This is a genomic window from Caballeronia sp. Lep1P3, assembly GCF_022879595.1.
Classification (GTDB): domain Bacteria; phylum Pseudomonadota; class Gammaproteobacteria; order Burkholderiales; family Burkholderiaceae; genus Caballeronia.
The window spans coordinates 638,106-662,845 of sequence record NZ_CP084267.1 but is presented as its reverse complement, the minus strand read 5'-3'; the positions used below and the strand labels follow the sequence as shown (position 1 = coordinate 662,845).

The following is a 24,740-nucleotide window of genomic DNA, read 5'->3' as shown; positions in this document are numbered from 1 at the left end:
AGACATCACGCGAGGTTGGGCGGCGCGGCCTTCGATACTTCGACGTGCTTCGGAATGAGGCCGAGGTCGAGAAACGTATCGGCGATTTGCTGCTGCTCGCCGAGGATCGCGCGCGTGATCGGCTCGGTGCCGAACGTCTGCCGGCTCACCGCAAGCTCCACGACAGCCTTCGGCAAGCCCCAGAGCTGCGCGAGTTCGGTCGCGAGCGCGTCGTGGTTCGCCTTGCCCCAGTCGTCCACCTTGCCGATTTCCTCGATGAGAACGCGGACCACGTCGGGATTCTTCGCCGTATAACTCTGCGACGAAAAGTAGTACGCCCGATTGCCGACGACACCGCTCGCATCGGCGACGACGCGCGCATCGAGCGTTTTTTGCGCCGCTGCGAAGAACGGGTCCCAGATGACCCACGCATCGATCGACGCGCGCTCGAACGCGGCGCGCGCATCGGCGGGAGGCAAAAAGACGAGGTTCACGTCGCTGTATTGCAGCCCATGCTGACGCAGCAGCTTGACGAGAAAGTAATGCACGTTGCTGCCCTTGTTGAGCGCGATCTTCTTGCCCCTGAGGTCCGCGACCGAGCGGATCGGCGAGCGCGCCGGCACGATCACCGCTTCGGAGCGCGGTCGCGCGGGCGTGGCGGCGACATACGCGAGCGGCGCGCCGGCGGCCTGCGCGAAGATGGGCGGCGCTTCGCCGACATCGCCGAAATCGATCGATCCGACATTGAGCGCTTCGAGCTGAACGGGGCCGGCGCCGAATTCTGTCCATGTCACCGAGACGTTGAGCGGCGCGAGACGCTTTTCCAGCGTGCCGCGGCCTTTCAGCAGATTGAGATAGCCCTTCTGATTGCCGATGCGAAGCACGCGCGGCGCGTTCTGCGCGTTGCCTTGCGCGAACGCGGCAGTCGCTGCCGGAAGCGTTGCGACGGCGGCGGCGGCGGCTGCGCGCAACGTCGTGGAGAGAAAGGCGCGACGGTCGGCGTATACGATCGTTCTGGACATGGCGGGCGTGGGAAAGTAGTCGATGCGCGAGCTATCGTACCTTCCACGCGTCACGCCAATTAACGATCTTTATTGCTTAGCAAATGCGAATCGTCGAATAAGGCGCAACGCACGTTCACCAGCCGCCGCTCGATCCGCCGCCGCTCGGCGATGGCGTGTTCTGCGGACTCGTCACGCCGGTGCCCATGCTGCGCGTGCTGCCCGGCGGCTGCATGCCGCCCATGCCGGCGCCGCTGCTGAGCGTGCCGTTGTTCGCGCCGCCGATGCCGCCGCCGCGCGTGCTTGTGCCGCCGGTCGTCGTTCCTGGCGCATTCGCGCCGTTCACGCCGGTCGTATTCATGCCCGCGCTGCTCGTGCCGCCGACCGCGCCGCCCGCCGCGCCGCCGATATCGCCGCCCGCCGCGCCCTCCGCATGCGCGCCGCCCGCGAGAGCGAGCAGCAACGCCGTGACCGCAAGTCTGGATTTCATCGTGAGTCTCCCGCATCGACATCGATGCTCGATACAAAAAAGCGCAAGCCGCGTGCCGCGCTGGAAATCGCCGGGCGCGGCTTGAAAGCACGCAAGCCCTTGCGCGCGAACACATGTCGATGACGCGCTGGCGTTCGTCGTAGACGCACAGCATGCGCTCCTTCGGGATCACGCCGCTCCAAAGCCAGCCGCGCTTCAGGCGATCGTCCGCCTGTCGGTCGCCCGCGCGGCGCATGCCGACGTGCGCGTCGGGCCACGCTTTTCGTTTCCGCGCGAGCTTCGTCGCTGCGGCCCGAGGCGATCCAGATGCGATGCTTCATCGCACGAAAACGCGTGCCAGTCGCGACGTTTTCGGCGAACGTAATGCTCGCGGTGCGGGATCGGCCCGATGGTGCCGTCCAGATTAAAGATGACGATGTCTCGCATGATGTTGTTCGTGACGCGAAACAAAGCAGTGGCCGTGCATGGGTCGCTCGGGCGGCGCCACGATTCTTGGTGCGCCGATTGCTGCGCGGACCGGATCGCTTCGCAAGAACGCGGAACGCGCGAAGCACTTCATCGGCCAAGGAATTGCATGAAACAGTACAAGGCACTCGTGGCGGGCGGCGTCGGCGTGATCGGGCGTCAGCTCGTGGATCATCTCGCGTCGCTGCCGCGATGGGACGTCATCGGCCTGTCGCGGCGCACGCCCGACGATGCGAAACCGGGCGCGCACATCGCCGTCGATCTGCTCGATGCCGAAGACGTGCGCGCGAAGCTCGGCGGTCTGAACGACATCACGCATATCTTTCACGCCGCGTATCAGGAGCAGCCGACGCCGCAGGCGCTCATCGACGTGAATCTCGGCATGCTGCGCAACCTCGTGAGCGTGGTCGGCGAGCACTCGCCGGCGCTCGAGCGCGTCGTGCTCTACGAGGGCGCGAAGTATTACGGGGCGCATCTCGGCCGGTTCAGGACGCCCGCGCGCGAGGACGATGCGCGCCACATGCCGCCGAACTTCTACTACGACATGCAGGACTGGCTCGCGCAGGAAGCGTCGGGCAAGCCGTGGGATGCCGTCGTGCTTCGGCCGGACGTGGTGTGCGGCTTCGCGCTCGGCAATCCGATGAACCTCTCGATGGTCATCGCCGTGTACGCGGCGATCAGCAAGGAACTCGGCCTGCCGCTGCGCTTTCCCGGCACCGCGACCTGCTACGGCAAGCTCGCGCAAGTCACCGATGCGGCGCAGCTCGCGCGCGGTTCCGTGTGGGCCGCGACCGACGCGCCGGGCGGCGAGAGCTACAACCTCACGAACGGCGACGTGTTCCGCTGGGACCAGCTATGGCCCGCCATCGCCGATCATCTCGGCATGCCGCTCGCGGAGCCGCAGACCATCAGCCTGCGCGAATACATGGCGGACAAGGGTCCGCTCTGGGAGCGCATCGTGAAGAAGCACGGTCTCGTGCCGGTTCCCTACGAGCACGTCGCGGCGTGGGGCTTTGGCGACTTCATCTTTCGTTGCGACTGGGACGTCATCTCCAGCACGACGAAAATCCGGCAAGCCGGGTTCCACGATGTCGTCGACAGCACCGGCATGTTCCTGCGTCTCTTCGACGAATTCCGCGAGCGAAAGGCGATTCCGTGATGCCCGCGCGCCGCAGCGAGCCGCGCGGATGTTACCGGTAAAGCAGGGAGGCGGCGCGCTCCGCAGCGTTGCCTATTGCCGTCGCACGCCCGCGCGGTATAAGGTGCGGCACTGAGGCGTCGTCGTGCGAAGGCCGAAAGAAGATCGAAACCTTGGCCATGACCGCCGGCGATGCACACAACATCAAGGAGACACGCAGCACATGATGGCAAGCGAAGCTGTACGCGCATTGCGCGACACCCTCGGCGCGGACGTGGTCGCGCTGCCGGACGAATTCGGCGAGCGGCGCGTCGTCGACTGGAGCGGGCTGCCAGGCGAAGTGCCGCTCGCCGTCATCCGTCCCCGCACGACGGAGGAAGTCGCGAAGGCGCTCGAAATCTGCTCGCGCCACGGCCAGCCGGTCGTCACGCAAGGCGGGCTGACGGGACTCGTCGGCGGCGCGAACGCGCTGGGCGGCGAGGTCGCGCTGAGCCTGGACCGCATGAACCGCATCGTCGAAATAGACGAAGTGTCCGGCACGATGACAGTGGAAGCCGGCGCCGCGCTGCAAACGGTGCAGGAAGCGGCGAGCGCGGCGGGCTTCTACTTTCCGCTCGATCTCGGCGCGCGCGGCAGTTGTTCGATCGGCGGCAATCTCGCGACGAACGCGGGCGGCAACCGCGTCATCAAGTACGGGATGATGCGCGATCAGGTGCTCGGCCTCGAAGCGGTGCTCGCGAGCGGCGCGGTCGTCGGCGATCTCAACAAGATGATCAAGAACAACAGCGGCTACGATCTGCGCCATCTTCTGATCGGCAGCGAAGGCACGCTCGCGGTCATCACGCGCGTGGTGCTGCGTCTGCGTCCGAAGCCCACGGCAACCGCGACCGCGTGGTGCGGCCTGCCGGACTTCGAGGCCGTGACGACGCTGCTCACGCGCGCGCAGGCCGGCCTCGCGGCGGGCGTCTCCGCGTTCGAAGTCATGTGGTCCGGCTACCACGACGCCGTGCTCGCCAATCTGCCGCAGCTGCGCGCGCCGCTCGGCTCGGCGCATCCGTTCTATGTGCTGCTGGAAAGCGTCGGCGCCGATCCCGCGCGCCACAACGATGCCTTCGAGGAATTTCTCGGCGCGATGCTGGAGGAAGGCATCGTCGCGGATGCCGCGATCGCGTCGTCGGAGGCGCATGCGCTCGCGTTCTGGGCCATCCGCGATGCGCCCGGCGAATATCAGCGCTTCATCCCGAATCACGCGGCCTATGACGTGAGCTTCTCGATCGCGCAGGTCGGCGAGGCCGCCGCGCGCTGCGAACAACGGCTGCGCGAACGCTGGCCGCAGGCGCTCGTACTGATCTACGGGCATCTGGGCGACGGCAATATTCATATCGTCATCGACGTGCCGGGCCTCGGCAAGCACGATCACGACGACATCGACCGCGTGATCTACGACGTGACGCGCGAGCTGGGCGGATCGATTTCGGCGGAACACGGCATCGGCGTCAAGAAGCGGCACTTCCTGCCGCAAAGCCGCCGCGCCACCGACATCGACGCGATGCGCGCGATCAAGGGCGCGCTCGATCCGCTCGGCATTCTCAATCCCGGCAAGGTAGTTTGACGCCGCTTTTTCGTCGTCTTTTTTTTCGCGGCTTCGCACGACACTTACATGAAGACATTGTTTTCCCGCGTTGCGGCGTTTTCCTTCGTCGCCGCCGCGTCCTTTGCGAGTGTCGCGGCGCGCGCCGTCGAACTGCACGTCATGACGTCGGGCGGTTTCACCGCCGCGTACAAGGCGCTCGGGCCGGCGTTCACCGAACGCACCGGCGACACGCTCGACACCATCCTCGGCCCTTCGATGGGCGAGTCGCCGCAGGCGATTCCCAACCGCCTCGCGCGCGGCGAACCGGCGGATGTGGTCATCATGGTCGGCTACGCGCTCGACGGTCTCATCAAGGACGGCAAGGTGATGCCGCAATCGCGCGTCGAACTGGCGGATTCGCGCATCGGCATGGTCGTGCGCGCGGGCGCGCCGAAGCCCGACATCGCGCGCGTCGATGGGCTGCGGCAGACGCTTCTGCACGCGAAGTCCATCGCGTATTCGGATAGCGCGAGCGGCGTGTATATCAAGAACGAGATGTTCAGGAAGCTCGGTATCCAGGACGAAGTCGCGCCCAAGGCGACGATGATTCCGCGCATTCCCGTCGCCTCGGTCGTCGCGAACGGCGACTATGAGATCGGCTTTCAGCAGGTCGCGGAACTGCTGCCTGTGCCGGGCGTGGAATTCGTCGGCAAGGTGCCGGAGGAAGTGCAATCCGTCACGCGCTATGCGGCGGGCATTCCGGTCGGCTCGAAGCATCCCGAGGAGGCGCGTGCGCTGCTCCGGTTCCTCGCATCGCCGGCCGCGCAGCCGACCGTGCGCAAGACGGGGCTGGACCCGATCGCGCAATAAACCGCAAATAAGCGACGCATCGGCGCTAACGCGCGGCGCTTGGCGCGCATGTGGACGCTTCGTGCGTCAGATGCGGCGCGGTCTGCGCGATGTCGTCGAGTTCGTCGCGAACGCGCGCGATGTCGCGCATGTCGAGCCCGAGCGGATCGCCTACGTGAATGGTCTCGATGCGCCGCCGTACCGCGCCATAGCGCGCGCCCGCCCGCCGATGCGCTTCCGCGCGCTCGCCATAGCGCAGAAACGTCTGCAGCGAGGCGAGCACGGCCGCGCTCATGCTCGTCATGCCGACGAGGAGGCGCAGTCCGGGCGACACCGCCATGATGACGAGCGACAGGAACGCGGACGTGCCGGTGAGCGTCGTAATGGCGATGACCGCGAGCCCGAGACGCTTGGCGCGCGTGGCGAGGCGCTCGGCGAGCGCGTAATGGCGCATCTGCGCTTCGCGGGCGCGTCGCGCCCATGCCAGCAGGAGCGTGTCTACGTTCTCGGGTGGATCGTAGCGGCGGCAATCGTTTGCGCGGCTGGGGGCGTGCGTTGTTTCGTCTTTGAAGGTCATGTTTCGGGCGATGTAGGTTTATGACAAATATGCGCCCGAGGCGGGACACGAAGTGTCTCGAATGGGGATGCGTCACTCGGCCAGTCCGATCCGCAAAGTGCTAGCGGTGCTCGCGTTCTACCACCCGCACCAAGCATGTCACACTGGACCAATCACCCTCCCGCAACAACAAAGGAGCCACACATTGAACACCGTCCTCAACCTATTCGATCTCACCGGCCGCCGCGCGCTCGTCACCGGATCGAGCACCGGCATCGGCTTCGCACTTGCGCGGGGGCTCGGCGGCGCGGGCGCGCGCGTGATCCTGAACGGCCGCAACCGCACGCGGCTCGATGAAGCCGTGCGGCAGCTTCGCGACGAAGGCATCGAGGCGGACGCCGCGGGCTTCGACGTCACGTCGCCCGAGGACGTGCGCGCGGGCATCGAACGGGTGGAAGCGGAGATCGGCGCGATCGACATTCTCGTCAACAACGCCGGCATGCAGCGCCGCGCGCCGCTCGAATCGTTCTCGCACGATCAATGGCGCGAACTCATGCAGACCAACGTCGACAGCGTATTCCTGGTCGGTCAGGCGGTCGCGCGTTTCATGATCGCGCGCGGCGCGGGCAAGATCATCAACGTGTGTTCGGTGCAAAGCGAACTCGGGCGCCCGAATATCGCCGCGTACACCGCGAGCAAGGGCGCGGTGAAGATGCTCACGAAAGGCATGGCGATCGACTGGGCGCCGCACGGACTTCAGGTGAACGGCCTCGGACCGGGCTACTTCAAGACGGAACTGAATCAGGCGCTCGTGGATGACGAGACCTTCAGCAAATGGCTCGTCGCACGCACGCCCGCGCGTCGATGGGGCGATGTGGAGGATCTCGTCGGCGCGGCGGTGTTCCTCGCGAGCGATGCATCGCGCTTCGTGAACGGCCACATCCTCTATGTCGATGGCGGCGTGACCGCAACGCTCTGAGGCGCGCGAAAGCGCCTCAATGCGAGATGCTTTCGAGCGATTTGCCGAGCGTGCGCGGACCCATCAGGCCGATGGCGAGCATCACGAGCGTCATGGCGCCCGCGATGAAAACGAACACGCCATGCACGCCGAATTCCTTCAGCGTGAACGCGATCACAAACGAACTGAACACGGCGGACAGCCGGCTCCACGAATACACGAAGCCGACGGCACGCGCGCGAATCGCGGTCGGATAAAGCTCCTGCTGATACGTGTGATACGTGAGCGAGATGATGTTGCCCGCGAGCGTGAGCAGCACGCCGAGCGCGACGATGCTCGCCGCCGACGACGCCTGGCTGAACATGAGCCCGCTCGCGATATTGACCGCCGCCATGCCGACGATCACATGCTTGCGCTCGAAGCGATCCGCGATCCAGTAGCCGATGAGCGGCCCGAGCGGGGCGGCAAGCCCGATCACGGTCGTATAGAAGAGGCTCGACGTCACCGTGATGCCCTGCTTGACGAGCAGCGTCGGCACCCAGTTCGCGAAGCCGTAGAAGCCCACCGTCTGAAAGACGTGGAAGACGACGAGCATCACCGTGCGCCGGCGATACGGCGGCTTCCACATGTCGGCGAAACCGGCCTTGCGCGGCGCGGGATCGGACGGACCCGGCGGCGGCAGCGGCGCGCCATGCTGACGCGCGACGGTGGCTTCGAGCCGCGCGAGCACCGCGTCCGCTTCGTCCAGGCGACCCTTGCTCGCGAGCCAGCGCGGGCTTTCCGGCAGATTGCGGCGGAAGTACCACACGAAGAGCGCGCTCACGCCGCCGAGCAGCACGACCCATCGCCAGCCGTCGAGTCCGAACGGCGCGCGCGGCACGAGCAGATACGACAGAAACGCGACTACCGGAACCGCCGAGAAGCCGACCGCCTGACACACTGCGAAGGCGCGTCCGCGCAGATGCTTGGGCGCGAGTTCCGACATATACGTGCCGATGGTAATCAACTCCACGCCGATGCCCATGCCCGACACGAAGCGCCAGACATTGAGGCCGAACGCCGTGTCCTGAAAGGCCATCACCGTGTTCGCGGCGACGTACCACAGCAGCGACCAGGTGAAGATCGCGCGGCGCCCGAAGCGGTCCGCGAGAAAGCCGCACGCGATGGTCCCGATAAAGAGGCCGCTGAAGAGCGCCGCGATGAAGCTCGCCACGCCCGCCTTGCCGAAAAGCCCGGAGGTCGTCGGCGTGAGCAGGCCGCTTTTGACGAGTCCCGGCGCGACGTAGCCGGTGAAGAGCAGGTCGTAGAGTTCGAAAAAGAAGCCGAGGCTCAGGAGCAGGATCAGCTTCCAGACGGCGCGCGTCGCGGGCAGACGGTCGAGGCGGGCGGCCAGCGTCGAAGAGTCGATGACGGGATCATCCGCGGTGATCGCGGTTTGCGCGCCTATTGGATAATCCGTCGCGCACAGCGAGGCGCGCTGCATGATGGCCATGATCGTCTCCTGTATGTCTTTTGAACGACGCCGCGCCGTGTCAGCGGTGGCGTTGCTGCAACTCCGCGAACGACGCGATCGTGCCCGCAAGCGCGCTCGCCACGACCGTCGGCGGGCTCGCGAGCCACACGCTGCCCGGTCCCGAGCGGCCGGGGAAATTGCGGTTGATCGCGCTGATCGTCACTTGCGCCGAATCGGTGGATGCGCCCGGTCCGCAGTTCGCGCACGCGCCGCACGACGGCTGCAGGAGGATCGCGCCGACGCGCTCGAATGCGTCGATGTAGCCGCGCTCGATGCAGTAATCGCGCACAGCGGACGTGCCGAACTGAAGGTAGAGCGTGACGCCCGCCGGCACGCGCAGCCCGCGCGAGGCGGCCCACGCGAGCACTTCGTGATAGTGGTCGAAGTCCTCGCGCTTGCCCGCCGTGCACGAACCGCCATACGCAATGTCGATGCGCGGACGCTCCGCGAGATCGTTCAGCGCGACGCCGTTGCCGGGATCGCCGGGCGCGGCGAGCATCGGCGTGACGTGCGCGCAGTCGATTTCGATGACGTCCGCGTAAGGCGCGCCGGGGTCGCTCGTCATCCACGGCTCGATCACGAAGTCGATGCCGCGCCGCTCCTTCAGAAAACGGACGGTCTCGGCATCCGGCGCGACGATGCCCGTAAAGCCGCCGAGTTCGGCGGTCATGTTGGTGAGCGTCGTGCGCTCGTCGGTGCTCAATTGCGCGATGGCCGCGCCCGCGAACTCGAACACCTTGCCGACGCCCGCGCCAGCGCGAATGCGCGGGTCCGCGAGAAGATGCAGCACGAGATCCTTTGCGGTGACGCCCGGCGCAATCGTCCCGCCGAACTCGATGCGAAGCGTCTGCGGCACGGTCATGCGCACCGCTCCGGTGATGAACGCGTTCGCCATGTCGGTCGTGCCGACGCCGAACGCCACGCAGCCGAGCGCGCCGCTATGCGGCGTATGCGAGTCCGTGCCGACGACGACTTGCCCCGGCAGCGCGTAACGCTCGGCCATCATCGCGTGCGAGATGCCTTCGGAGCCTTCGGCGTTGGCATCGCCGAGCGATTTCAGATAGCCGTGATCGGCGATGCCGTAGTCGCGCACGAACGCGCGATGCGCCGCCGAGAGTTCGCCCACATCCGCGAGCAGGCCGTGGCGCACATGAAGCTCGCTCTTGTGCGAATACGAAAGGTGGTCTTCGAACGCGAGGATCGTCTGCGGTTCGTGCAGCGCGAGCGGCTTACCGAAGGCGGCGTGCAGCAGGTGCGTCGCCATGCCGGTGTAGTACTCGTGGATGAACCGCCAGTCCGCGCGCACGAAGATACCCGCGCCCGGCGCGAGCGATTCGCCGGTGGCTTCCGTGCGCAGCGCATGACGTTCGATGATCTTCTGCACGAGCGTGCGCGGAGCGTCATCGTTCGCGCGGGGAATCGGCTCGATGCGCCGCATATGGCGCGCGCCGTAGCCGAGCAATCCGCCGCTTCGCAGAATGGCCGCCGCGAGACTGTCGCGCGTGGCGACGAGTTCGTCGATATCGATCGCCTCGTCGCGACGAATGCGCTCGATGAGACCGAAATCGGTCGACGTGAAAAGGCCGAGATTGTCCGCGTTCTGCCGATAGATGCGCTCGAAGCTCTTCGCAATCACGAGCCGTATGCCGGCGCGGTATTCCGCCACCGGGCTATGCTCGCGCGAAGAGCCTTTGCCGTAGCGATTGCCCGCCACCGTCACGCGGAAATGGCCCGCGCGCACCGCGTCGGTACCGAACGGATTGCGTCCGCCCGCGCGAAAGCCGAGATACGGAAAGCGGCCGAGACGTTCGTCGAAGCGCGTGAGGACGCTCATCGGCGTGATCTCGTCGGTGGAGACATCGTCGCGCAACGGGCCGGCCGTTGCTTCGTCGAGATCGGCGCCTTCGAGCTGGCGCTCGATCTTCGCGGGGTCCGCGCTCAGAAACAGCACGCGGCCGTTGAGTTCCAGTGTCGACATGCAAGCTCTCCTTGCCCGCAATCTAGCCACGTCGACGGGCGCGCGCGAAGTGCTCGATCGGCAAGGGGGGCATCGCGCATCGCGATGTCCTCGTAAACCCGCGCGCTATGCGTCCGATGTGAGCGTATCGATCAACGCCTGCACCGCTTTCAGACGCGGCGACTTCCTGAGCGCATGAAGACGCAGCGTGCGTTCGCGCGCCCACGTCTCGGCAAGCGGCCTGCGCACGAAACCGCGCGATCCGGCGAACGCGGAGGCCGCGCTCGTCGGCACGATGCCGATGCCGAGCCCCGCTTCGACCATGCGGCACTGCGCGTCGAAACTGTTCACCGTGACGGACAACTGCAAGGGCGTGCGCGCGGCGTCGGCGCGTTCCTTCAGCACCTGATCGAGCGAGCCGCCCGCCTGCAGCGCGACGAGCGGATAGCGCAGCACGTCGGCGAAGGAAGGCGCGGCGGTCGCGGCGAGTTCGTGACCGGGCGGCAGCACGACCATCAGCGGATCGTCGGCGAAGTGCCATGTGTCGAGTCCGGCGGGCGCGTGGCTGCTCGCGCTGATGCCCATGTCCGCGCGATCGTCGATGCAGGCGCGCACGACTTCATCGCTGATCTGTTCCGTGAGCGCGATGCGCACGAGCGGATAGCGCGCCCGAAACGCCTGCAATCGCTCGGGCAGAAAGCCCACGATGGCCGACGCGTTCGCGAAGAGCCGCACGACGCCCGCGATCTGGCCGCTCATCGACTGCACTTCGCGCGCGAAGCGCTGAAGCTGATCGTGGAACGAGGCCGCGCGCGCATACGCGGGACGTCCCGCTTCCGTGAGTTCGACGCCCGCGGGCGAGCGAATCAGCAGCGCGAGTCCGATGGCCGCTTCGAGGTCCGCGATGCGCCGGCTGAGCGCCGACGACGCAATGTGATTGCGGCTCGCCGCGCGCGCGATGGAACCTTCTTCCACGACCGAAATGAATAGTTCCAGGCTGTACGGGTCGATGCGCATGCGGTCGATGATCGAGAGTCGTTGCGGGGCCGGACCGATTCTAGCAGCGGCCATGCGGTGCCATGTTTCGCCGCGCGCTTCGCCCAATGCGCTTAAAACAGATGCGCGCGGCTGAGAAACGCTTCGGAAAACGAACGAAAGTCCACGAACGAGCCGCGAGAGCCGTCCCCGCTTGATGCAAACCCGCGCGTTGCCTATAACCGACTAGACAGGCTTTCAACCGCGCGCGCGCCGCGCCCCGGTTTTCCGGAACCGCACATGGACGCAACGACCACCGGAACGCCCGGCTTCTTCATCGGCCGGGACGACGAATTACGGCTGGCGGAGGCGTCGCTCGTGAAGGCCGCCGACGGGCACGGCCGCGTCATGCTGCTGGCGGGCAACGCCGGCATCGGCAAGACGCGGCTCGCGCAACAGATCGTCGCGACGGCGGCAGGCGGGCGCTTCGCCGTGCATTGGGCGCGCTGCCCGGAAGAGCCGGGCGCGCCCGCGTACTGGCCGTGGCGACAACTCTTCCGTTCGGCGTCGAGCGAGGGCGCGCCGGGCGCAATCGACGACGAGGCGAGCGGCGCGGACAGCGCCATCATCGGCGCGGCGATTCCGGACGTGCTGGCCCGCGACGCGGCGGACGCGGCATCGGCCCCGCAACTCGACACGGCTCAGGCGCGCTTCACGCTCTTCGACGCGATCACGCGCTTCTGGCAGCGCGCGGCGGCGCATCGGCCGGTGCTGCTCGTCTTCGACGACCTGCATTGCGCCGATCCCACGTCCATCCGGCTGCTGTCGTTCTTCGCCGCCCAGCTCGCGCAAGTGCCGGTGATGGTGCTCGCCACTTACCGCGATACGGACGTCGCCGGCGATCATCCCTTGAACGACGCATTCGCCGATCTCGTCCGCACGCCGGGCTTTCGTCGGCTGCATCTGAAGGGACTCGATTGCCGCGAGTCCGGGCTTTTCTTTCTCGCGGCGAGCGGGGCCGTGCCGAACGCGCCGCTCGCGCAGGCGCTCTATGGCCGCACCGAAGGCAATCCGCTCTTTTTGCAGGAGACGGTGCGCTATCTGATCGAACATCGCGAGCGCGCGGGCGTCGTCGCGCGCGACGAGTCCGTGCTGCTCACGGCCATTCCCGAAGGCGTGCGCCATGTCATCGCCAAACGCGTGCGGCATCTGCCCGAGCGCGCGCGGCGCCTGCTCGCGATGGCCGCGTGCATCGGACGAACGTTCGACATCGAACTGCTGATGGCGCTCGCCCCCGAGGACGATGAAGAAGCCGTGCTGGCAAGCCTCGAAGCGGCGCTTCGCGCGAGCCTGATCGAGACGGCAACGACGGCAACGACGGCAACGACGGACAAAGGCGAATTGCGGTTCAGTCACGTATTGATCCGCGACATGCTCTACGACGACCTGCTCGCCGCGCGCCGCGCCCGGCTGCACGGCGCAATCGGCGAATGGCTGGAAGCGCACGAGCGCGGCAGCCGGGCCTCGCGGCTCGCGCAGCTCGCGCATCACTTCGCGCAGGCCGGGCGCCACGCCGATGCCGCGAAAGCGCTCGGCTACGCGCGCGAAGCCGCCGATCAGGCCGCGCGGTCGTTCGCGTTCGAGGAAGCGTCGCGGCTCTATCGTCTTGCGCTTTCGCTGCAGGCCGCGCACTGTCCCGGCGATGCGCCTCTGCGTTGCGAGCTGCTTCTCACGCTCGGGCGCGCCGAGGCGGATGTCGGCGCGCCCGAGCCGAGCCGCGCGGCGTTTCTGGAAGCGGCGGAAGTGGCGGGCGACAACGGCCTGACGGCGCAGTTCGCGCGCGCGGCCATCGGCTTCGAGCAGGCGAATTTCCGCAGCGCGCGCTCCGGCGAAGCGTCCGTCGCGCTGCTGATCCGCGCCATCGACGCGCACGAGCGCAACGACGCGATGCGCGTCGAGTTGCTCGCGTGTCTGTGCCGCGCCTACGTGTACTCCAATCTCGCCGACGAAGCGCAGCGGACGTGGCACGCGTGCGTCGCGCTCGCGCGGGAGCTTGGCGATGCGCGGGGCCTCTATCTCGCGCTGACGGCCATCACGTCCGCCGGTTACTGGCCGACGCTGCTGCACGAGCGCCTGGCCGCGGGCCGCGAGGCGTGGTCGATCGCGCAGACGTCGAGCGAGCTGAAATGGACGCTTGCCGACCTCATGGCGTATCGCCTGTGCGACCTCTTCCGCGTGGGCGACATGGCCGGGCTGCGCGCCGCGCTCGATGCGGACCGCCGCGTCTCCCGCGACATGAATTCGCTCTATCACCAGGCGGTCGTGCTGTGCTTCGAAACGCTTCTGTCGATCAACGAAGGCGCGTTCGACCGCGCCGAATGCGAGGCGCAGCAGGCGCTCGCGATGGGCGAGCGCGTCGCGCAGGACGTGGCGTCGACGGCATTCGGCATGCAGATGTTCTGCATCCGGCGAGAACAGGGGCGCCTCGCCGAAGTGCTGCCCGCCATGCAACTGATGCTTCGCCACAGCACGACGGCATCGCTCTGGCGGCCGGGCATCGCGCTGATCTACGCGGAGCTCGACATGCGCGACGGGGCGCGCGCCGAATTCGACGCGCTGCACGTCGAGGCAATGGCCGGCGTCCCGGCGAACGTGGACGCGCTCACGCGCGCGTCTTTCGCGGCGGAAGTGTGCGTTTACCTGGAAGACGCGCCGCGCGCCGCGGCGTTGTATCGCATGCTCGAACCCTACGAAGGCACGACCTTGCTGGTCGACATCGGCGGGCCGTGTCTCGGCGCGGCGGACCGTCTGCTCGGCATGCTCGCCGCCGCCGGGAAGCGCTGGGAAGCGGCGCAGAAGCATTTCATCGCGGCGCTCGCCATCGACGAGCGAACGGGCGCGCGCGTCTGGCTCGCGCACGGCCGTTACCGATACGCGCGCATGCTGCACGCGCGCGGCGCGGCGCAGGACCGCGCGGCCGCGATCCAGTTGCTCGATGCCGCGCTCGCCGATGCGCGGCCTCTCGGCATGGCGACGCTCGTCGCGCGCATCGGGGCGTTGCGTGCGGCCATCGATGCGTCGGGCGCGGAGCCGGTCTATCCGTGCGGCCTGACGCGGCGCGAGGTGGAAGTGCTGCGCCTTGTCGCCATCGGGCGAAACAATCGGGACATCGCGCGCGTGCTCGACATCAGTTCGAATACCGTCGCGAACCACATCCGCAGCATCCTCGAGAAGACGTACACGGCCAATCGCACGGAAGCCGCCGCGTTCGCGAGTCACGCCGGATTGCTCGATGCCTGACGCGCTCCGCTGCGACGCTTTAGTCGCGCCGCGACAGGAAGCCGAGCAGGGCGGCGTCGAAATCGCCGGGCATTTCGACGGGCGCGAGATGGCGTCCGTTTTCAAGCAGCACGAGCCGCGAAGCGGGGATGCAGCGATGCGCCGTATCCGCCGCGATGCGAAAGAACGGCCGCGTGAGCGTGCCGCGCGCGATCGCGACGGGCGCCGCGATCGTGCCGAGCTGCGCGCAGGTGATGGCCGGAGGCGGCGGCGCGTTAAGCTGCAGCGGAATCGTCCGGGCGTTGTCCGACAGCACGACGCGCACGCGGTCGGGAAGCCCGTCGTAGGTGCCGGGCGCGCCGTTCACGCCATCGACGAATGGACGCAGCGCCGCTTGCTGGTCGCCGCGTTTCGATGCGACGAATGCGGGGCCGAACGCCTGCTGCTGATCGGCGGCGATCGCCTTGCGGTCCGATGCGTCCGTGACGAACGTGGTGAGCGACGGTTCGTAGGCGAACACGCTGCGCACCAGTTCCGGATGCTGGACCGCAACGACGAGGCCGATATCCGCGCCATACGACCAGCCGACGAGATCGACCGGTCCCGCGTTCAGCGCGCGGATGAAGGCGGCGAGATCGTCGGCGTGCGTCTGCATCGAGAAGCGCGCGCCGTCATCCGGCCAGGACGCTGCGCCGAAATAGCGGTTCGACGGCGCGACCACGCGATAGTGCGCGGCGATCGCATCGCGGGCCGCGTCCCACGCGCGGTAATCGGCGATGGCGCCGTGAATGAGCACGACCGTTTCGCCCGCGCCCTGCTCTTCGTAGCGCAGCGGCACGCCGTTCACGTTCGTCTCGCGAAGCTGCGGCTGGCCCGCATCGAGCTTCGCCGATCCGCACGCGGCGAGCATCGATAAAAAGAGCGCCAAGACCGACAACAACGCCATGCGTGCGCGATTTCTCATGTCGGCTCTCCGGTTCGGCGTGGCATGCAGCGTTTATACGCACGGCGGCGCGGCGTGCATATAGTCAATTCTGATCACCGCGTCAGCCGGCGGGCATGAGCCACTCCGGTCTGTGTTCCGTGACTTCGATGATTTCGTCAGCGGGGATGTCCGCGCGTTTCGCTGCCTCGCGAATGGCTTCCATGTTGTTCGCTTCGTAGAGGCAATACGTCTTGCGCTTGTCCGCCGTCAGAAACGAGACGAGCCATTTGACGCCGACTTCGTTGTTTATTTCGGTCACCTCGGCGGCGCCCTCGACCGTGAATTCGAGTTGCTCCGCGAAATTGCGCTCGATCAGAAAGAGAGTCATGGTGCCTCCGTTTCGACACAAGGACGACGCACATTCGGCCCGGACGGTGCCGCCAAGCCTACAAAAGTTTAGTTCACCCGCAGGAAGTGATGAGGCCGCGATGGTCATTCCTCGCTATTTGCACGGGGGCGCCGCGCCTATACAAATGCGTCTACGGCAGCCGCTTTTTTCCGTCGAGGCCGCCGTGCTTTGGGAGACGCATCATGAAGCGCGAAATGATCCCCGGAATGATCGTGGCGCTGGTGCTGCGCGCGCCGGTTTCGCCGCTCGCCGACGCCCGGCTGCCCGCGGACATGTCGCGGCTCGGCGACGCCTGGACCGCGCTCGAACAGATCGACGCGGGAAGCGGGGTTTTCGGCGCGCATCACGCGCTTTCCGGCTTCATCGGGAGTCAGGGCCAGCCGATGCGCTTCGGCGACAGCCCATTGCTGTTTCGCACACCGACGGACATGACGTTGCAACGCAGCGAGAGGTGAATCATGAGGAAGCATGCGGTACTGACGGCGTGTGCGCTCGCATCGGCGGCGCTCGCGCAGGGCGCGTTCGCGTATTCGCAGGAAGAAGTGAATGCCTTCGACGAACCTGCTGTTTCGGCGGCCGGCGCGAATGCGGGCGGCGGGCCGCAGCGCGAAGCGCTCACCGCGCGCGATGGCGGCTTGAAAACGAACCGGCGCGACGCGGCGAAACCCGCCGACGAGACGCCGGGCGCAGGCTGGAGCGACGGCCGGATTCAGCCGTAGAGCGAAGCAATGGAGGCGATGCCGATGCAAGCGCCGTTCAGCTCTCCACCGCGCAGCCTCGCCCGGCCACGCGATGCACCGCATCACGCGGCCCCGCGACATCGAAATGGCGCGCGAGCGCATCGACGACATGCTCGGCCATGCGGCGCCGCGTTTCCTTCGTTCCGGAACCGAGGTGCGGCGTCAGCACGACCCGGCGATCGCGCATCAGCGCATCCGGCACGCGCGGTTCGTGCTCGAACACATCGAGCGCCGCGCCCGCGATTCTGTCGGCGGCCAGCGCCTCGACGAGCGCACGTTCGTCCAGCACCGGACCGCGCGCGATATTCACGATGAACCCGTCGCGCCCGAGCGCATCGATGACCTTCGCATCGACGAGATGATGCGTCGCGGGCGTGAGCGGGCACGTCAGGATCAGCATGTCGCACGCGCGCGCGAGTTGCGCGACATCGTCGAAATACGGCATCGCGACGGGCTTGCGGCTCGGCCCGAAATACGCGAGCTCGCAGCCGAACGCGGCAAGGCGCAGCGCGATGGCCGAGCCGATCGTGCCCAGCCCGACGATGCCCACCTTCATGCGCGTGAGGGAACGCGCGAGCGGATACTCCTTTTCCTGCGGCCAGCGCCCGGCGCGCACGAAGGCATCCGCGTTGACGAAATCGCGCGTCACGGCGAGCGCGAGGCCGACAGCCGCGTTCGCGACGTCGTCGGACAGAATGTGCGACGTGTTCGCGATGGAGACGCCGCGCGCCTTCGCCGCGTTCACGTCCAGATTGTCGAGGCCCGCGCTATAGCTTGAAATAATCTCGAGCGCGGGAAGGGCGTCGAGAAACGCGGCGTCGATCGGCGTCTTGCGCAGCGCAATGCCGCGCACCTTCGGGCCGTGCTGGGCGAGAAAGGCGCGCGCATCGGCGCAATCTTTCGGGAGATCGAGCACCGTGAAGAGCGCGTGCAGTTCTTCGTGCGCCCAGCCGGGAAGTTCGGCTGCGTTGAGAATGACCGGCTTGACCATAGCCCTATGACGTGTTTTCAGTTGAAATGCTTTGAGTCGTGACGGCCGCTCAGTTGACCTTCACGCGTTCGATCGTGCCCATCGCGAAGAGATAGACGAGCGCCGCGACGAGGCAATGCGCGGCCACGAAGTACAGGCCGACGGTAAAGGCACCCGTTGCCTGGACGATATAGCCGAAGACGATCGGCGTGACGATGCCGCCGATGTTGCCGACGCAGTTGAACACCGCCCCCGCGAGGCCGACGGCTTCGCGCGGCGCCGTGTCGCTCACGACGGCCCATGTGCCCGCGCCCGCCGCCGCGCCCTTGCCGAAGAACGCGAGCGTCATCAGCATCACGATCACGACGTTGCTTTCGGTGAACGCGGAGAAGACGAGGCAGCAGCCGACCAACATCCCGACGATATACGGCGTCTTGCGCGCCCACGAAATGCTCCAGCCGCGGCGGATCAGCGCGTCGGAGATCACGCCGCCCGCGATGCCGCCGAGAAAGCCCGCGACGGCGGGAATCATCGTCGCGAAGCCGGCCTGCATCACGTTCATGCCGCGCGCCTGAACGAGATAGATGGGAAACCAGGTGATGAAGAAGTAACTGAGCGCGATCGTGCAGTACTGGCCGATATACGCGCACCACAGCATGCGATTGGTCACGAGCGTGCGCGCCACGGCCCACGTGAGCGTCGGGCGCGATTGCAGTTCGTGCTTCGAGTCGATGTCGATCATCGCGCCGCCGTTCACGATGTGATCCAACTCCGCGCTCGACATGCGCGGATGCTTGCGCGGCTCGTGCATGACGAGCGCCCACAATCCCGCCGACGCGATGCCAATGAGACCGAGCGCGATGAACGGCGCGGGCCAGCCGAACTTCGCGGTGAGCCAGCCCGCGAACGGCGAGAAGATCGCGACCGCGAAGTACGACGCCGAGGCGAACAGCGACGTCGCGAGGCCGCGCTCTTCCTTCGGGAACCACATGACGGTGACGCGCCCGTTCGCCGGAAAGCTCGGCGCTTCGATGAGACCGAGCGCGAAGCGCAGCGCGAACAGCAGGCCGAGCGCATCCGACAAATCCGACGTGACGTGGCCGACGAAACCGACGAGCATCGTCGCGACGGACCAGAGAACGAGCGTGGCGCCGTACATCGTCTTGGTGCCGATCCGGTCGAGCAGCAGGCCGCCCGGAATCTGCCCGACGACATAGGCCCAGCTGAACGCGGACAGCACGTAGCCGAGCTGGACGTGATTCAGGCCGAACTCCTTCGATATGCCGGGGCCGGCAATCGAGAGAATGGCGCGGTCGGCATAGGCGACCGTCGCGAGCAGCAGGATCACGGCGAGCACGCCATAGCGGGTGCGGGTCATGGGGACCGATGCCGTCGATATATACTCGTTGGTTCTGTCCGAAGCCATCCGATGTCTCCTCCTTTCGATGTCCCTGTGTGGCGCTGCCTGCGTCGCTGAAGCGGCGCGGTCTTTTTGCCATTGCGTTTTGCTGCATTAGACCGATGCCATCGCGAAGCCGTCAATCTTGATCGACTCAATCAACGTGAAGAACTGGATGAGCCAGGAAGAGGCCTGCGAAGCGCTCGGCGTGCGCCGGCAGACCTTGTACGCCTACGCGAGCCGCGGGCAGATCGAGGTGCGCGGCGATCCGGAACATGCGAACCGCAACCTGTATCGCGGCTCGGACATCGCCGGGCTGCTCAAGAAGCGCAGCCTCGGCCGCGCGAGGAACAAGATCGCCGCGAGCACGATGGCCTGGGGCGAGCCGATCATCAATACGAGCATTTCGACCATCGCGCGCGGGCGGCTTTTCTATCGCGGCAAGGACGCGGTGCGGCTCGCCGCCACCGCCACGCTCGAGGAAGCGGCCGGGCTGCTATGGGCGTCGGCGGATGTGCCGCGCTTTCCGACGGTCGAACCGCTTCGTCTCGCCGGCACGGTCGGCGCGCGCGTCTATGCGGCGATGGGCATGGCGGCGGCGGAGCGCGCAATCGGCGAGACGCCCGGTTTCGATGCGCTCTGCGACGAGGGCGCGCGTCTCATCGGCCGGCTCGCGAGCAATCTGGTCCAATTGCGCACGGACGATGGCCCGCTGCACGCGCGCATCGCGGATGCGTGGGGCGTCGCTCATCACGCGGACCTGCTGCGCCGCGTGCTCGTCATGTTGGCCGATCAGGAGTTGAGCAGTTCGGCGTTTGCGGCGCGCGTCACGGCATCGACGGGCGCATCGCTCGGTGCGAGTCTCGTCGCGGGACTCGCGGCGTTTTCCGGGCCGATGCACGGCAACGCGATCGTGCCCGTGCGCGAATTGCTCGATGAAGCGCGGCGCGTCGGAACCGAGGCCGCGGTGCGCGCGCGGCGATCCGCCGGCAGAAGCCTGCCGGGATTCGGGCATGAACTCTATCCGCAGGGCGATCCGCGCGCGGCGGCGCTCTTGTCTGCGTTCGAGCCGCCTGACGAGGTGCGCGCGCTGGTCGAATGCGTCGAGCGCATCGACGGCAGCAAGCCGACCATCGACGTGGCGCTCGCCGCGCTCGCCGGGCATTGCGGGCTTGCCGAAGACGCGGCTTTCGCGCTCTTTTGCATCGCGCGCAGCGTGGGCTGGATCGCGCATTCCATCGAGCAGATGACGAACGGCAGCCTGCTGCGGCCACGCGCGCATTACGTCGGCCCGCCGGTCGCCGATACCGACGAAGCGACGCGGTAAAGCGCCGGCGCTACGCCGACCTATTCATCGCGACGACCGCCTCCAGCGCGCCGCTCACCATCGCGCGCACGACAGGCTCGACTTTGCGCGCGGCATCGGGCAGATAGCCGAACGGGGCGTCCTCGCTCATGTAAGTGGACTGGCACATCTCCAGTTGCACCGCGTGCACGCCGTCTTGCGGCGCGCCGAAGTGCCGCGTGATGAAGCCGCCCTTGAAGCGTCCATTCGCGATCCACGTGAACGGACCGGCCGCCGCCGCACGCTCGACCGCCTGCTGCACCGGCGCCGCCGCCGTGCGTCCGTCCTGCGTGCCGATGTTGAGGTCGGCCAGCTTGCCTTCGAAAAGACGCGGCAGCACGCTCGCGATGGAATGCGCTTCCCACAGCAGCACGTTCGCATGCTGCGCGCGCAAGCGGGCAAGCTCGCCGCGCAAGGCGTCGTGATACGGCTGCCAGTAAGTCGCCACGCGCCGGCTGCGCTCGGCGGCGTCGGGCGTTGCGCCGTCGCGATACAGCGGCTCACCGCGGAACGTTTCGGTCGGGCAGAGCGATGTCGTCGTCTGTCCGGGATACAGGCTTTCGTCGTTCGATGGCCGGTTCAGGTCGATCACATAGCGCGACACGCGCGCTCCGAGCATCGTCGCGCCGAGCGACCGGGCGAACGCATAGAGGCGGTCGAGATGCCAGTCGGTATCCTCGACCGTCAACGCCGCGTCCGTGTACTGGCTGCGCAACGAATCGGGAATGTGCGTGCCGAGGTGCGGAATCGAGATCAGAAGCGGCGCATCGCCGCGTTCTAGAGAGAAGAGATCGTTCATGGTGTGTCGGTCCTTGAGCGCTGTGCAGTCAATCGTTGGCGAGAACGTGCGATAGCGCGCGCCGGTAGTCCGCGTAATGGCGCGCCTCGGCGCGATGCCGCCGATCCTGCACGACGCGCTCGCCGCCGACGAACACATCGCGCACGGGCGTTTGCCCATGCTCGCAGAACACGGCGGACGAAAGCCATGTCGCGCTCGTCTGCCCGGCGAGATTCGGATGGTCGGCGTCGAGCACGAGCCAGTCCGCGCGCGCGCCTTCCTGCAACGCGCCGACCCCGCGGCCCGTCGCGCGCGCGCCGCCTGCGAGCGCACCGCGAAAGAGCCGGTCGGCGACGTGCGCCGTGTCACGCGACGCAAGCACGTTGCGCTCCCGCCGCGCGAGCCGCTGGCCGTATTCGAGGAGGCGCAGTTCCGCGCGCCAGTCCACGGCGATGTGACTGTCCGAGCCGATGCCGAACGCGCCGCCCGCGTCGAGATAATCCATCGCGGGAAAGATGCCGTCGCCGAGATTCGCTTCGGTCGTGAGACACAGGCCCGCAATCGCGCCGCTTTGTGCGAGGGCGCGCGTTTCTTTCGCGTCGATATGCGTCGCGTGCACGAGGCACCAGCGCGCGTTCACGTCGAAGCGATCGAGCAGCCATTGCGCGGGCCGCGCGCCGAGCGCCGCGAGCGATGCATCGACTTCCGCCGTCTGCTCCGCGATGTGGATGTGAACCGGCGCGCCGGGGGACATCGCATCGAGCGCTTCGATCACATCGCGCAGCGAAGCCTCCGACACCGCACGCAGCGAGTGCGGCGCGACGCCGTAGCGCAGCGCGCCGTGTTCGGGGCGCGCATCGCGCAATGCGCTCAAGAGCGCGAGAAAGTCGTGCGTCGTATTGACGAAGCGGCGCTGGTCGTGGCGCGACGGCTGCGCGTTGAAGCCGCTGTACTGATAAAGCACCGGCAGCATCGTCATGCCGATGCCCGTCTCGCTCGCGGCATCGACGACACGTTGCGCGAGTTCCGCCGGATTCGCGTGGCGCGAGCCGTCCGCCGCGTGATGCACGTAATGGAATTCGCAGACGGACGTGTAGCCCGCCTTCAGCATTTCGACATAAAGCCAGCGCGCGATCGCGCCGAGCGTCTCGGGCGTGATGCGCTGCGCGAAGCGATACATCAGCTCGCGCCAGCTCCAGAAGCTGTCCGACGGATTCGCGCGATATTCGGTCAGCCCGGCCATCGCGCGCTGGAAGGCGTGCGAATGCAGGTTCGGCATGCCGGGAATGATGGGTCCAGCGGCGGCGGGGATCGCATGCGGATTCGTCGTATCGGGCTTGACAGTGACGAGCGTGCCCGCATCGTTCCATTCGAGCAGCACGCCGGTGCGCCAGCCTTCGGGCAGCAGCGCATGCGCCGCGAAAAGCGCCCGCGTTCGTGCCTGGGTACGTGAATTCATGGTTGGCCTTCTATGTCGAGCGACGCGCACACCAGCACGGCATCGCATGTATTGCCCTGTATGTCGATTTCAGCGCGATTCGCGCCGTCGATGCGCAGCGTGTCGTTCTGCATCAACGCGATGCGCGTATCGCCGACGCGCACGTCGAGCGGACCGCGCGCGCAATGCAGCAGCGCCGTGCCGGCATCGACGATACGGCTTGCCGGCGCGCGCCAGAGATCGACGCGCGCCCGCGCCGCGCCGCGATGCGTCATCACGTTGAAGACGCGCACGGCACCGTCGGCGAGCCGCGCATCGACCTGCGATTCGCCGGGGAATCGCGCGATGCCGAACGCGCGCAGGACGCTCTGCGCGCCGAGCATCAAGCCCGCGCCGTCGAGCACGACGAGCATGCGGTCGATGCCGTCGAAGCGCGAGAACGGCCCCGGCCGGTCGATGTCCGCGATGCTCACGCGCCACGCATCGGCGCGCGCCGCGACTTCGCGCGTGATGCCGCCGCCGTTCTTCCACGGCGTCGCGACGAGATCCGCACCGCGTATCAGCGCGACGTTCATGCCCGCGACAACACCGCTTGCAGGAACGAGCGCGTGCGCGGCTGCGTCGGCGTCGAAAAAATCTGCGCGGGCGGACCGGCCTCGACGATTTCGCCGCCATCCATCACGACGACGACATCCGCCACTTCCTTCGCGAAGCCCATTTCGTGCGTGACGACGAGCATCGTCATGCCCTCGGCTGCCAGCAGTTTCATGACCTGCAGCACTTCGCCGACGAGTTCGGGGTCGAGCGCGGACGTGGGTTCGTCGAAGAGCATGACGCGCGGCTGCATGGCGAGCGCGCGCGCAATCGCGACGCGCTGCTTCTGGCCGCCCGACAGGCTCGCGGGCATCGCATGTGCCTTGTGTTCGAGGCCCACCTTTTTCAGCAGCGCGAGCGCGGCGGATTCGGCGTCGGCCTTGGTCGCACCGCGCAACATGCGCGGACCGACCGTGATGTTGTGCAGCACCGACAGATGCGGAAACAGGTTGAACGACTGGAACACCATTCCGACTTCGGTGCGCAGCGCATCGAGGGCGCGGTCCTTGAGCATCGCGCCGTCAGTGACGAGCCGATGCCCGCAGATATCGACCGTGCCGCGCTCAGGCTTCTCGAGTCCGTTGCAGCAGCGCAGAAACGTGCTTTTGCCGGACCCGCTCGGCCCGATGACGACCACGACCTGACTCGGCGCAATGTCGAAGTCGATGCCGTTGAGGACGCGCTGCGCGCCGAACGACTTGCCGAGGTCGCGAATGCTGACGATGGGTTGAGCGCTGTTCATTGCACCATGCCTCCTGCGCGCAGCCGCCGCTCGACGCGATGAAGAATGTAGTTGGTCGCCTGCGTGAGCACGAGATAGACGAGCGCGATCACGATATACACCTCGAGCGACCGGTACGACACGCTGATGATCTTCTGGCCTTCGTGCATCAGATCGTGAATGGTCAGAAGCGACACGAGCGCCGAGTTCTTGATGAGTGCGATGAACTCGTTGCCGAGCGGCGGAATCATGCGCACGATGGCTTGCGGAAGAATGATCGCGCGCATCGCCTGTCCCGCCGACATGCCGATGGACCGCGCCGCTTCCATCTGCCCGCGATCCACCGACTGAATCGCGCCGCGCACGATCTCCGAGACATAGGCCGCCGAGTAGAGACCGAGTCCGAGCATGCCGCACACGAACGCGGGCAACAGGATGTCGAACTGCGGCAGCCCGAAGAAGAGCAGGAACAGTTGCACGAGCAGCGGCGTGCCGCGAAAGAACACCAGATAGCCGGTGCAGAAGCCGTAGACGAGGCGACGCTGCGGCGCGAGCCTGCCGATGCCGATGAGCAGCCCGAGCAGGCACGAGAGCACGAGCGCGGCGGCGGTCACTTCGACAGTGACGAGCGCGCCGTGCGCGATATCGGTCCATCCGGCGAGGGCCGGCGTAAAGTCGAGCTGCATCG

At 67.0% G+C, this 24,740-nt stretch carries 23 protein-coding genes; 8 read left to right on the top strand and 15 right to left on the bottom strand.

Annotated features, from left to right (window positions below):
* Positions 1-5 precede the first annotated feature (5 nt).
* Both LDZ27_RS23605 and LDZ27_RS23600 read right to left on the bottom strand, forming a co-directional pair.
* On the bottom strand, positions 6-1,001 hold the full coding sequence (locus tag LDZ27_RS23605; RefSeq protein ID WP_244817532.1) for a sulfonate ABC transporter substrate-binding protein: 996 nt from the start codon (positions 999-1,001) through the stop codon (positions 6-8).
* Between the two features lie 115 nt (positions 1,002-1,116).
* Complete coding sequence (locus tag LDZ27_RS23600; protein ID WP_244817531.1) at positions 1,117-1,470, bottom strand: hypothetical protein; 354 nt, start codon at positions 1,468-1,470, stop codon at positions 1,117-1,119.
* Between the two features lie 574 nt (positions 1,471-2,044).
* Here LDZ27_RS23600 and LDZ27_RS23595 point away from each other — a divergent pair.
* The 3 genes from LDZ27_RS23595 (at position 2,045) to LDZ27_RS23585 (ending at position 5,516) form a co-directional block, all read left to right on the top strand.
* Positions 2,045-3,094 carry an SDR family oxidoreductase gene (locus tag LDZ27_RS23595; protein WP_244817530.1) on the top strand — a complete coding sequence of 350 codons (1,050 nt, stop codon included), beginning with the start codon at positions 2,045-2,047 and terminating at the stop codon, positions 3,092-3,094.
* Positions 3,095-3,296: 202 nt separating this feature from the next.
* The gene (locus tag LDZ27_RS23590; protein WP_244817529.1) at positions 3,297-4,685 is read left to right on the top strand and encodes an FAD-binding oxidoreductase; all 1,389 of its coding nucleotides are present in this window, start codon (positions 3,297-3,299) and stop codon (positions 4,683-4,685) included.
* Positions 4,686-4,733: 48 nt separating this feature from the next.
* On the top strand, positions 4,734-5,516 hold the full coding sequence (locus LDZ27_RS23585; protein WP_244817528.1) for a substrate-binding domain-containing protein: 783 nt from the start codon (positions 4,734-4,736) through the stop codon (positions 5,514-5,516).
* 25 nt (positions 5,517-5,541) lie between these two features.
* On the opposite strand, the gene LDZ27_RS23580 is transcribed toward LDZ27_RS23585, so the two are convergent.
* Positions 5,542-6,072 (bottom strand): SLATT domain-containing protein, encoded by a 531-nt coding sequence (locus tag LDZ27_RS23580; RefSeq protein ID WP_244817527.1) that lies wholly within the window; start codon positions 6,070-6,072, stop codon positions 5,542-5,544.
* Positions 6,073-6,256: 184 nt separating this feature from the next.
* Here LDZ27_RS23580 and LDZ27_RS23575 point away from each other — a divergent pair, with 184 nt between their 5' ends.
* Positions 6,257-7,030: an SDR family oxidoreductase gene (locus LDZ27_RS23575; protein WP_244817526.1), complete on the top strand. Its 774-nt coding sequence runs from the start codon at positions 6,257-6,259 to the stop codon at positions 7,028-7,030.
* 16 nt (positions 7,031-7,046) lie between these two features.
* Here LDZ27_RS23575 and LDZ27_RS23570 read toward each other — a convergent pair whose 3' ends face one another.
* The 3 genes from LDZ27_RS23570 to LDZ27_RS23560 form a co-directional block, all read right to left on the bottom strand.
* A complete protein-coding gene (locus LDZ27_RS23570) occupies positions 7,047-8,501 on the bottom strand; it encodes an MFS transporter (protein WP_244817525.1) in 1,455 nt (484 codons plus the stop codon).
* A 40-nt stretch (positions 8,502-8,541) separates the two neighbouring features.
* A complete protein-coding gene (locus LDZ27_RS23565) occupies positions 8,542-10,500 on the bottom strand; it encodes an aconitase family protein (protein WP_244817524.1) in 1,959 nt (652 codons plus the stop codon).
* A 105-nt stretch (positions 10,501-10,605) separates the two neighbouring features.
* Complete coding sequence (locus LDZ27_RS23560; protein ID WP_244818024.1) at positions 10,606-11,496, bottom strand: LysR family transcriptional regulator; 891 nt, start codon at positions 11,494-11,496, stop codon at positions 10,606-10,608.
* Between the two features lie 258 nt (positions 11,497-11,754).
* Between LDZ27_RS23560 and LDZ27_RS23555 the strand changes: the two genes are divergently transcribed.
* Complete coding sequence (locus LDZ27_RS23555) at positions 11,755-14,754, top strand: AAA family ATPase (RefSeq protein ID WP_244817523.1); 3,000 nt, start codon at positions 11,755-11,757, stop codon at positions 14,752-14,754.
* A gap of 19 nt (positions 14,755-14,773) precedes the next feature.
* On the opposite strand, the gene LDZ27_RS23550 is transcribed toward LDZ27_RS23555, so the two are convergent.
* Together LDZ27_RS23550 and LDZ27_RS23545 are read right to left on the bottom strand one after the other, a co-directional pair.
* Positions 14,774-15,697, bottom strand: coding sequence for an alpha/beta fold hydrolase (locus LDZ27_RS23550; protein WP_244817522.1), 924 nt, complete (start codon positions 15,695-15,697; stop codon positions 14,774-14,776).
* Positions 15,698-15,779: 82 nt separating this feature from the next.
* Positions 15,780-16,046, bottom strand: a complete 267-nt coding sequence (locus LDZ27_RS23545) for a DUF4242 domain-containing protein (RefSeq protein WP_244817521.1) — start codon at positions 16,044-16,046, stop codon at positions 15,780-15,782.
* 203 nt (positions 16,047-16,249) lie between these two features.
* On the opposite strand from LDZ27_RS23545, the gene LDZ27_RS23540 reads away from it, so the two are divergent.
* Both LDZ27_RS23540 and LDZ27_RS23535 read left to right on the top strand, forming a co-directional pair.
* Complete coding sequence (locus LDZ27_RS23540) at positions 16,250-16,522, top strand: hypothetical protein (RefSeq protein WP_244817520.1); 273 nt, start codon at positions 16,250-16,252, stop codon at positions 16,520-16,522.
* 3 nt (positions 16,523-16,525) lie between these two features.
* Positions 16,526-16,786, top strand: a complete 261-nt coding sequence (locus tag LDZ27_RS23535; RefSeq protein WP_244817519.1) for a hypothetical protein — start codon at positions 16,526-16,528, stop codon at positions 16,784-16,786.
* A 37-nt stretch (positions 16,787-16,823) separates the two neighbouring features.
* Here the strand turns inward: LDZ27_RS23535 and LDZ27_RS23530 are convergent, their stop codons facing one another.
* Positions 16,824-17,798 (bottom strand): 2-hydroxyacid dehydrogenase, encoded by a 975-nt coding sequence (locus LDZ27_RS23530; RefSeq protein ID WP_244817518.1) that lies wholly within the window; start codon positions 17,796-17,798, stop codon positions 16,824-16,826.
* Between the two features lie 49 nt (positions 17,799-17,847).
* A complete protein-coding gene (locus LDZ27_RS23525) occupies positions 17,848-19,203 on the bottom strand; it encodes an MFS transporter (RefSeq protein WP_304657617.1) in 1,356 nt (451 codons plus the stop codon).
* 118 nt (positions 19,204-19,321) lie between these two features.
* On the opposite strand from LDZ27_RS23525, the gene LDZ27_RS23520 reads away from it, so the two are divergent.
* Positions 19,322-20,503, top strand: a complete 1,182-nt coding sequence (locus LDZ27_RS23520; protein ID WP_244817516.1) for a citrate synthase family protein — start codon at positions 19,322-19,324, stop codon at positions 20,501-20,503.
* 10 nt (positions 20,504-20,513) lie between these two features.
* On the opposite strand, the gene hutG is transcribed toward LDZ27_RS23520, so the two are convergent.
* The 5 genes from hutG to LDZ27_RS23495 are packed head-to-tail and all read right to left on the bottom strand — an operon-like array spanning position 20,514 to position 24,738.
* Entirely contained in the window at positions 20,514-21,320 is an 807-nt protein-coding gene (gene hutG, locus LDZ27_RS23515) for an N-formylglutamate deformylase (RefSeq protein ID WP_244817515.1), read from the bottom strand.
* 28 nt (positions 21,321-21,348) lie between these two features.
* Complete coding sequence (locus tag LDZ27_RS23510) at positions 21,349-22,758, bottom strand: formimidoylglutamate deiminase (protein WP_244817514.1); 1,410 nt, start codon at positions 22,756-22,758, stop codon at positions 21,349-21,351.
* On the bottom strand, positions 22,755-23,312 hold the full coding sequence (locus tag LDZ27_RS23505) for a HutD family protein (protein WP_244817513.1): 558 nt from the start codon (positions 23,310-23,312) through the stop codon (positions 22,755-22,757). Before LDZ27_RS23505 ends, LDZ27_RS23510 begins: the two co-directional genes overlap by 4 nt.
* Positions 23,309-24,073, bottom strand: coding sequence for an amino acid ABC transporter ATP-binding protein (locus LDZ27_RS23500; protein WP_244817512.1), 765 nt, complete (start codon positions 24,071-24,073; stop codon positions 23,309-23,311). Before LDZ27_RS23500 ends, LDZ27_RS23505 begins: the two co-directional genes overlap by 4 nt.
* Positions 24,070-24,738, bottom strand: coding sequence for an amino acid ABC transporter permease (locus tag LDZ27_RS23495; RefSeq protein WP_244817511.1), 669 nt, complete (start codon positions 24,736-24,738; stop codon positions 24,070-24,072). The genes LDZ27_RS23500 and LDZ27_RS23495 overlap by 4 nt, the downstream gene beginning before the upstream one ends.
* Between the last annotated feature and the right edge of the window lie 2 nt (positions 24,739-24,740).

What these genes read in the sequence shown, in the direction of transcription:
- LDZ27_RS23590 (WP_244817529.1), top strand. Translation starts at nt 3,297, where the DNA reads ATGATGGCAAGCGAAGCTGTACGCGCATTGCGCGACACCCTCGGCGCG.
- LDZ27_RS23540 (WP_244817520.1), top strand. Translation starts at nt 16,250, where the DNA reads ATGAAGCGCGAAATGATCCCCGGAATGATCGTGGCGCTGGTGCTGCGC.
- LDZ27_RS23600 (WP_244817531.1), bottom strand. Translation starts at nt 1,470, where the DNA reads ATGAAATCCAGACTTGCGGTCACGGCGTTGCTGCTCGCTCTCGCGGGC.
- LDZ27_RS23505 (WP_244817513.1), bottom strand. Translation starts at nt 23,312, where the DNA reads ATGAACGTCGCGCTGATACGCGGTGCGGATCTCGTCGCGACGCCGTGG.
- LDZ27_RS23530 (WP_244817518.1), bottom strand. Translation starts at nt 17,798, where the DNA reads ATGGTCAAGCCGGTCATTCTCAACGCAGCCGAACTTCCCGGCTGGGCG.
- LDZ27_RS23570 (WP_244817525.1), bottom strand. Translation starts at nt 8,501, where the DNA reads ATGGCCATCATGCAGCGCGCCTCGCTGTGCGCGACGGATTATCCAATA.
- LDZ27_RS23595 (WP_244817530.1), top strand. Translation starts at nt 2,045, where the DNA reads ATGAAACAGTACAAGGCACTCGTGGCGGGCGGCGTCGGCGTGATCGGG.
- hutG (WP_244817515.1), bottom strand. Translation starts at nt 21,320, where the DNA reads ATGAACGATCTCTTCTCTCTAGAACGCGGCGATGCGCCGCTTCTGATC.
- LDZ27_RS23535 (WP_244817519.1), top strand. Translation starts at nt 16,526, where the DNA reads ATGAGGAAGCATGCGGTACTGACGGCGTGTGCGCTCGCATCGGCGGCG.
- LDZ27_RS23545 (WP_244817521.1), bottom strand. Translation starts at nt 16,046, where the DNA reads ATGACTCTCTTTCTGATCGAGCGCAATTTCGCGGAGCAACTCGAATTC.
- LDZ27_RS23495 (WP_244817511.1), bottom strand. Translation starts at nt 24,738, where the DNA reads ATGCAGCTCGACTTTACGCCGGCCCTCGCCGGATGGACCGATATCGCG.
- LDZ27_RS23510 (WP_244817514.1), bottom strand. Translation starts at nt 22,758, where the DNA reads ATGAATTCACGTACCCAGGCACGAACGCGGGCGCTTTTCGCGGCGCAT.
- LDZ27_RS23605 (WP_244817532.1), bottom strand. Translation starts at nt 1,001, where the DNA reads ATGTCCAGAACGATCGTATACGCCGACCGTCGCGCCTTTCTCTCCACG.
- LDZ27_RS23550 (WP_244817522.1), bottom strand. Translation starts at nt 15,697, where the DNA reads ATGAGAAATCGCGCACGCATGGCGTTGTTGTCGGTCTTGGCGCTCTTT.
- LDZ27_RS23585 (WP_244817528.1), top strand. Translation starts at nt 4,734, where the DNA reads ATGAAGACATTGTTTTCCCGCGTTGCGGCGTTTTCCTTCGTCGCCGCC.
- LDZ27_RS23555 (WP_244817523.1), top strand. Translation starts at nt 11,755, where the DNA reads ATGGACGCAACGACCACCGGAACGCCCGGCTTCTTCATCGGCCGGGAC.
- LDZ27_RS23500 (WP_244817512.1), bottom strand. Translation starts at nt 24,073, where the DNA reads ATGAACAGCGCTCAACCCATCGTCAGCATTCGCGACCTCGGCAAGTCG.
- LDZ27_RS23525 (WP_304657617.1), bottom strand. Translation starts at nt 19,203, where the DNA reads ATGGCTTCGGACAGAACCAACGAGTATATATCGACGGCATCGGTCCCC.
- LDZ27_RS23565 (WP_244817524.1), bottom strand. Translation starts at nt 10,500, where the DNA reads ATGTCGACACTGGAACTCAACGGCCGCGTGCTGTTTCTGAGCGCGGAC.
- LDZ27_RS23580 (WP_244817527.1), bottom strand. Translation starts at nt 6,072, where the DNA reads ATGACCTTCAAAGACGAAACAACGCACGCCCCCAGCCGCGCAAACGAT.
- LDZ27_RS23560 (WP_244818024.1), bottom strand. Translation starts at nt 11,496, where the DNA reads ATGCGCATCGACCCGTACAGCCTGGAACTATTCATTTCGGTCGTGGAA.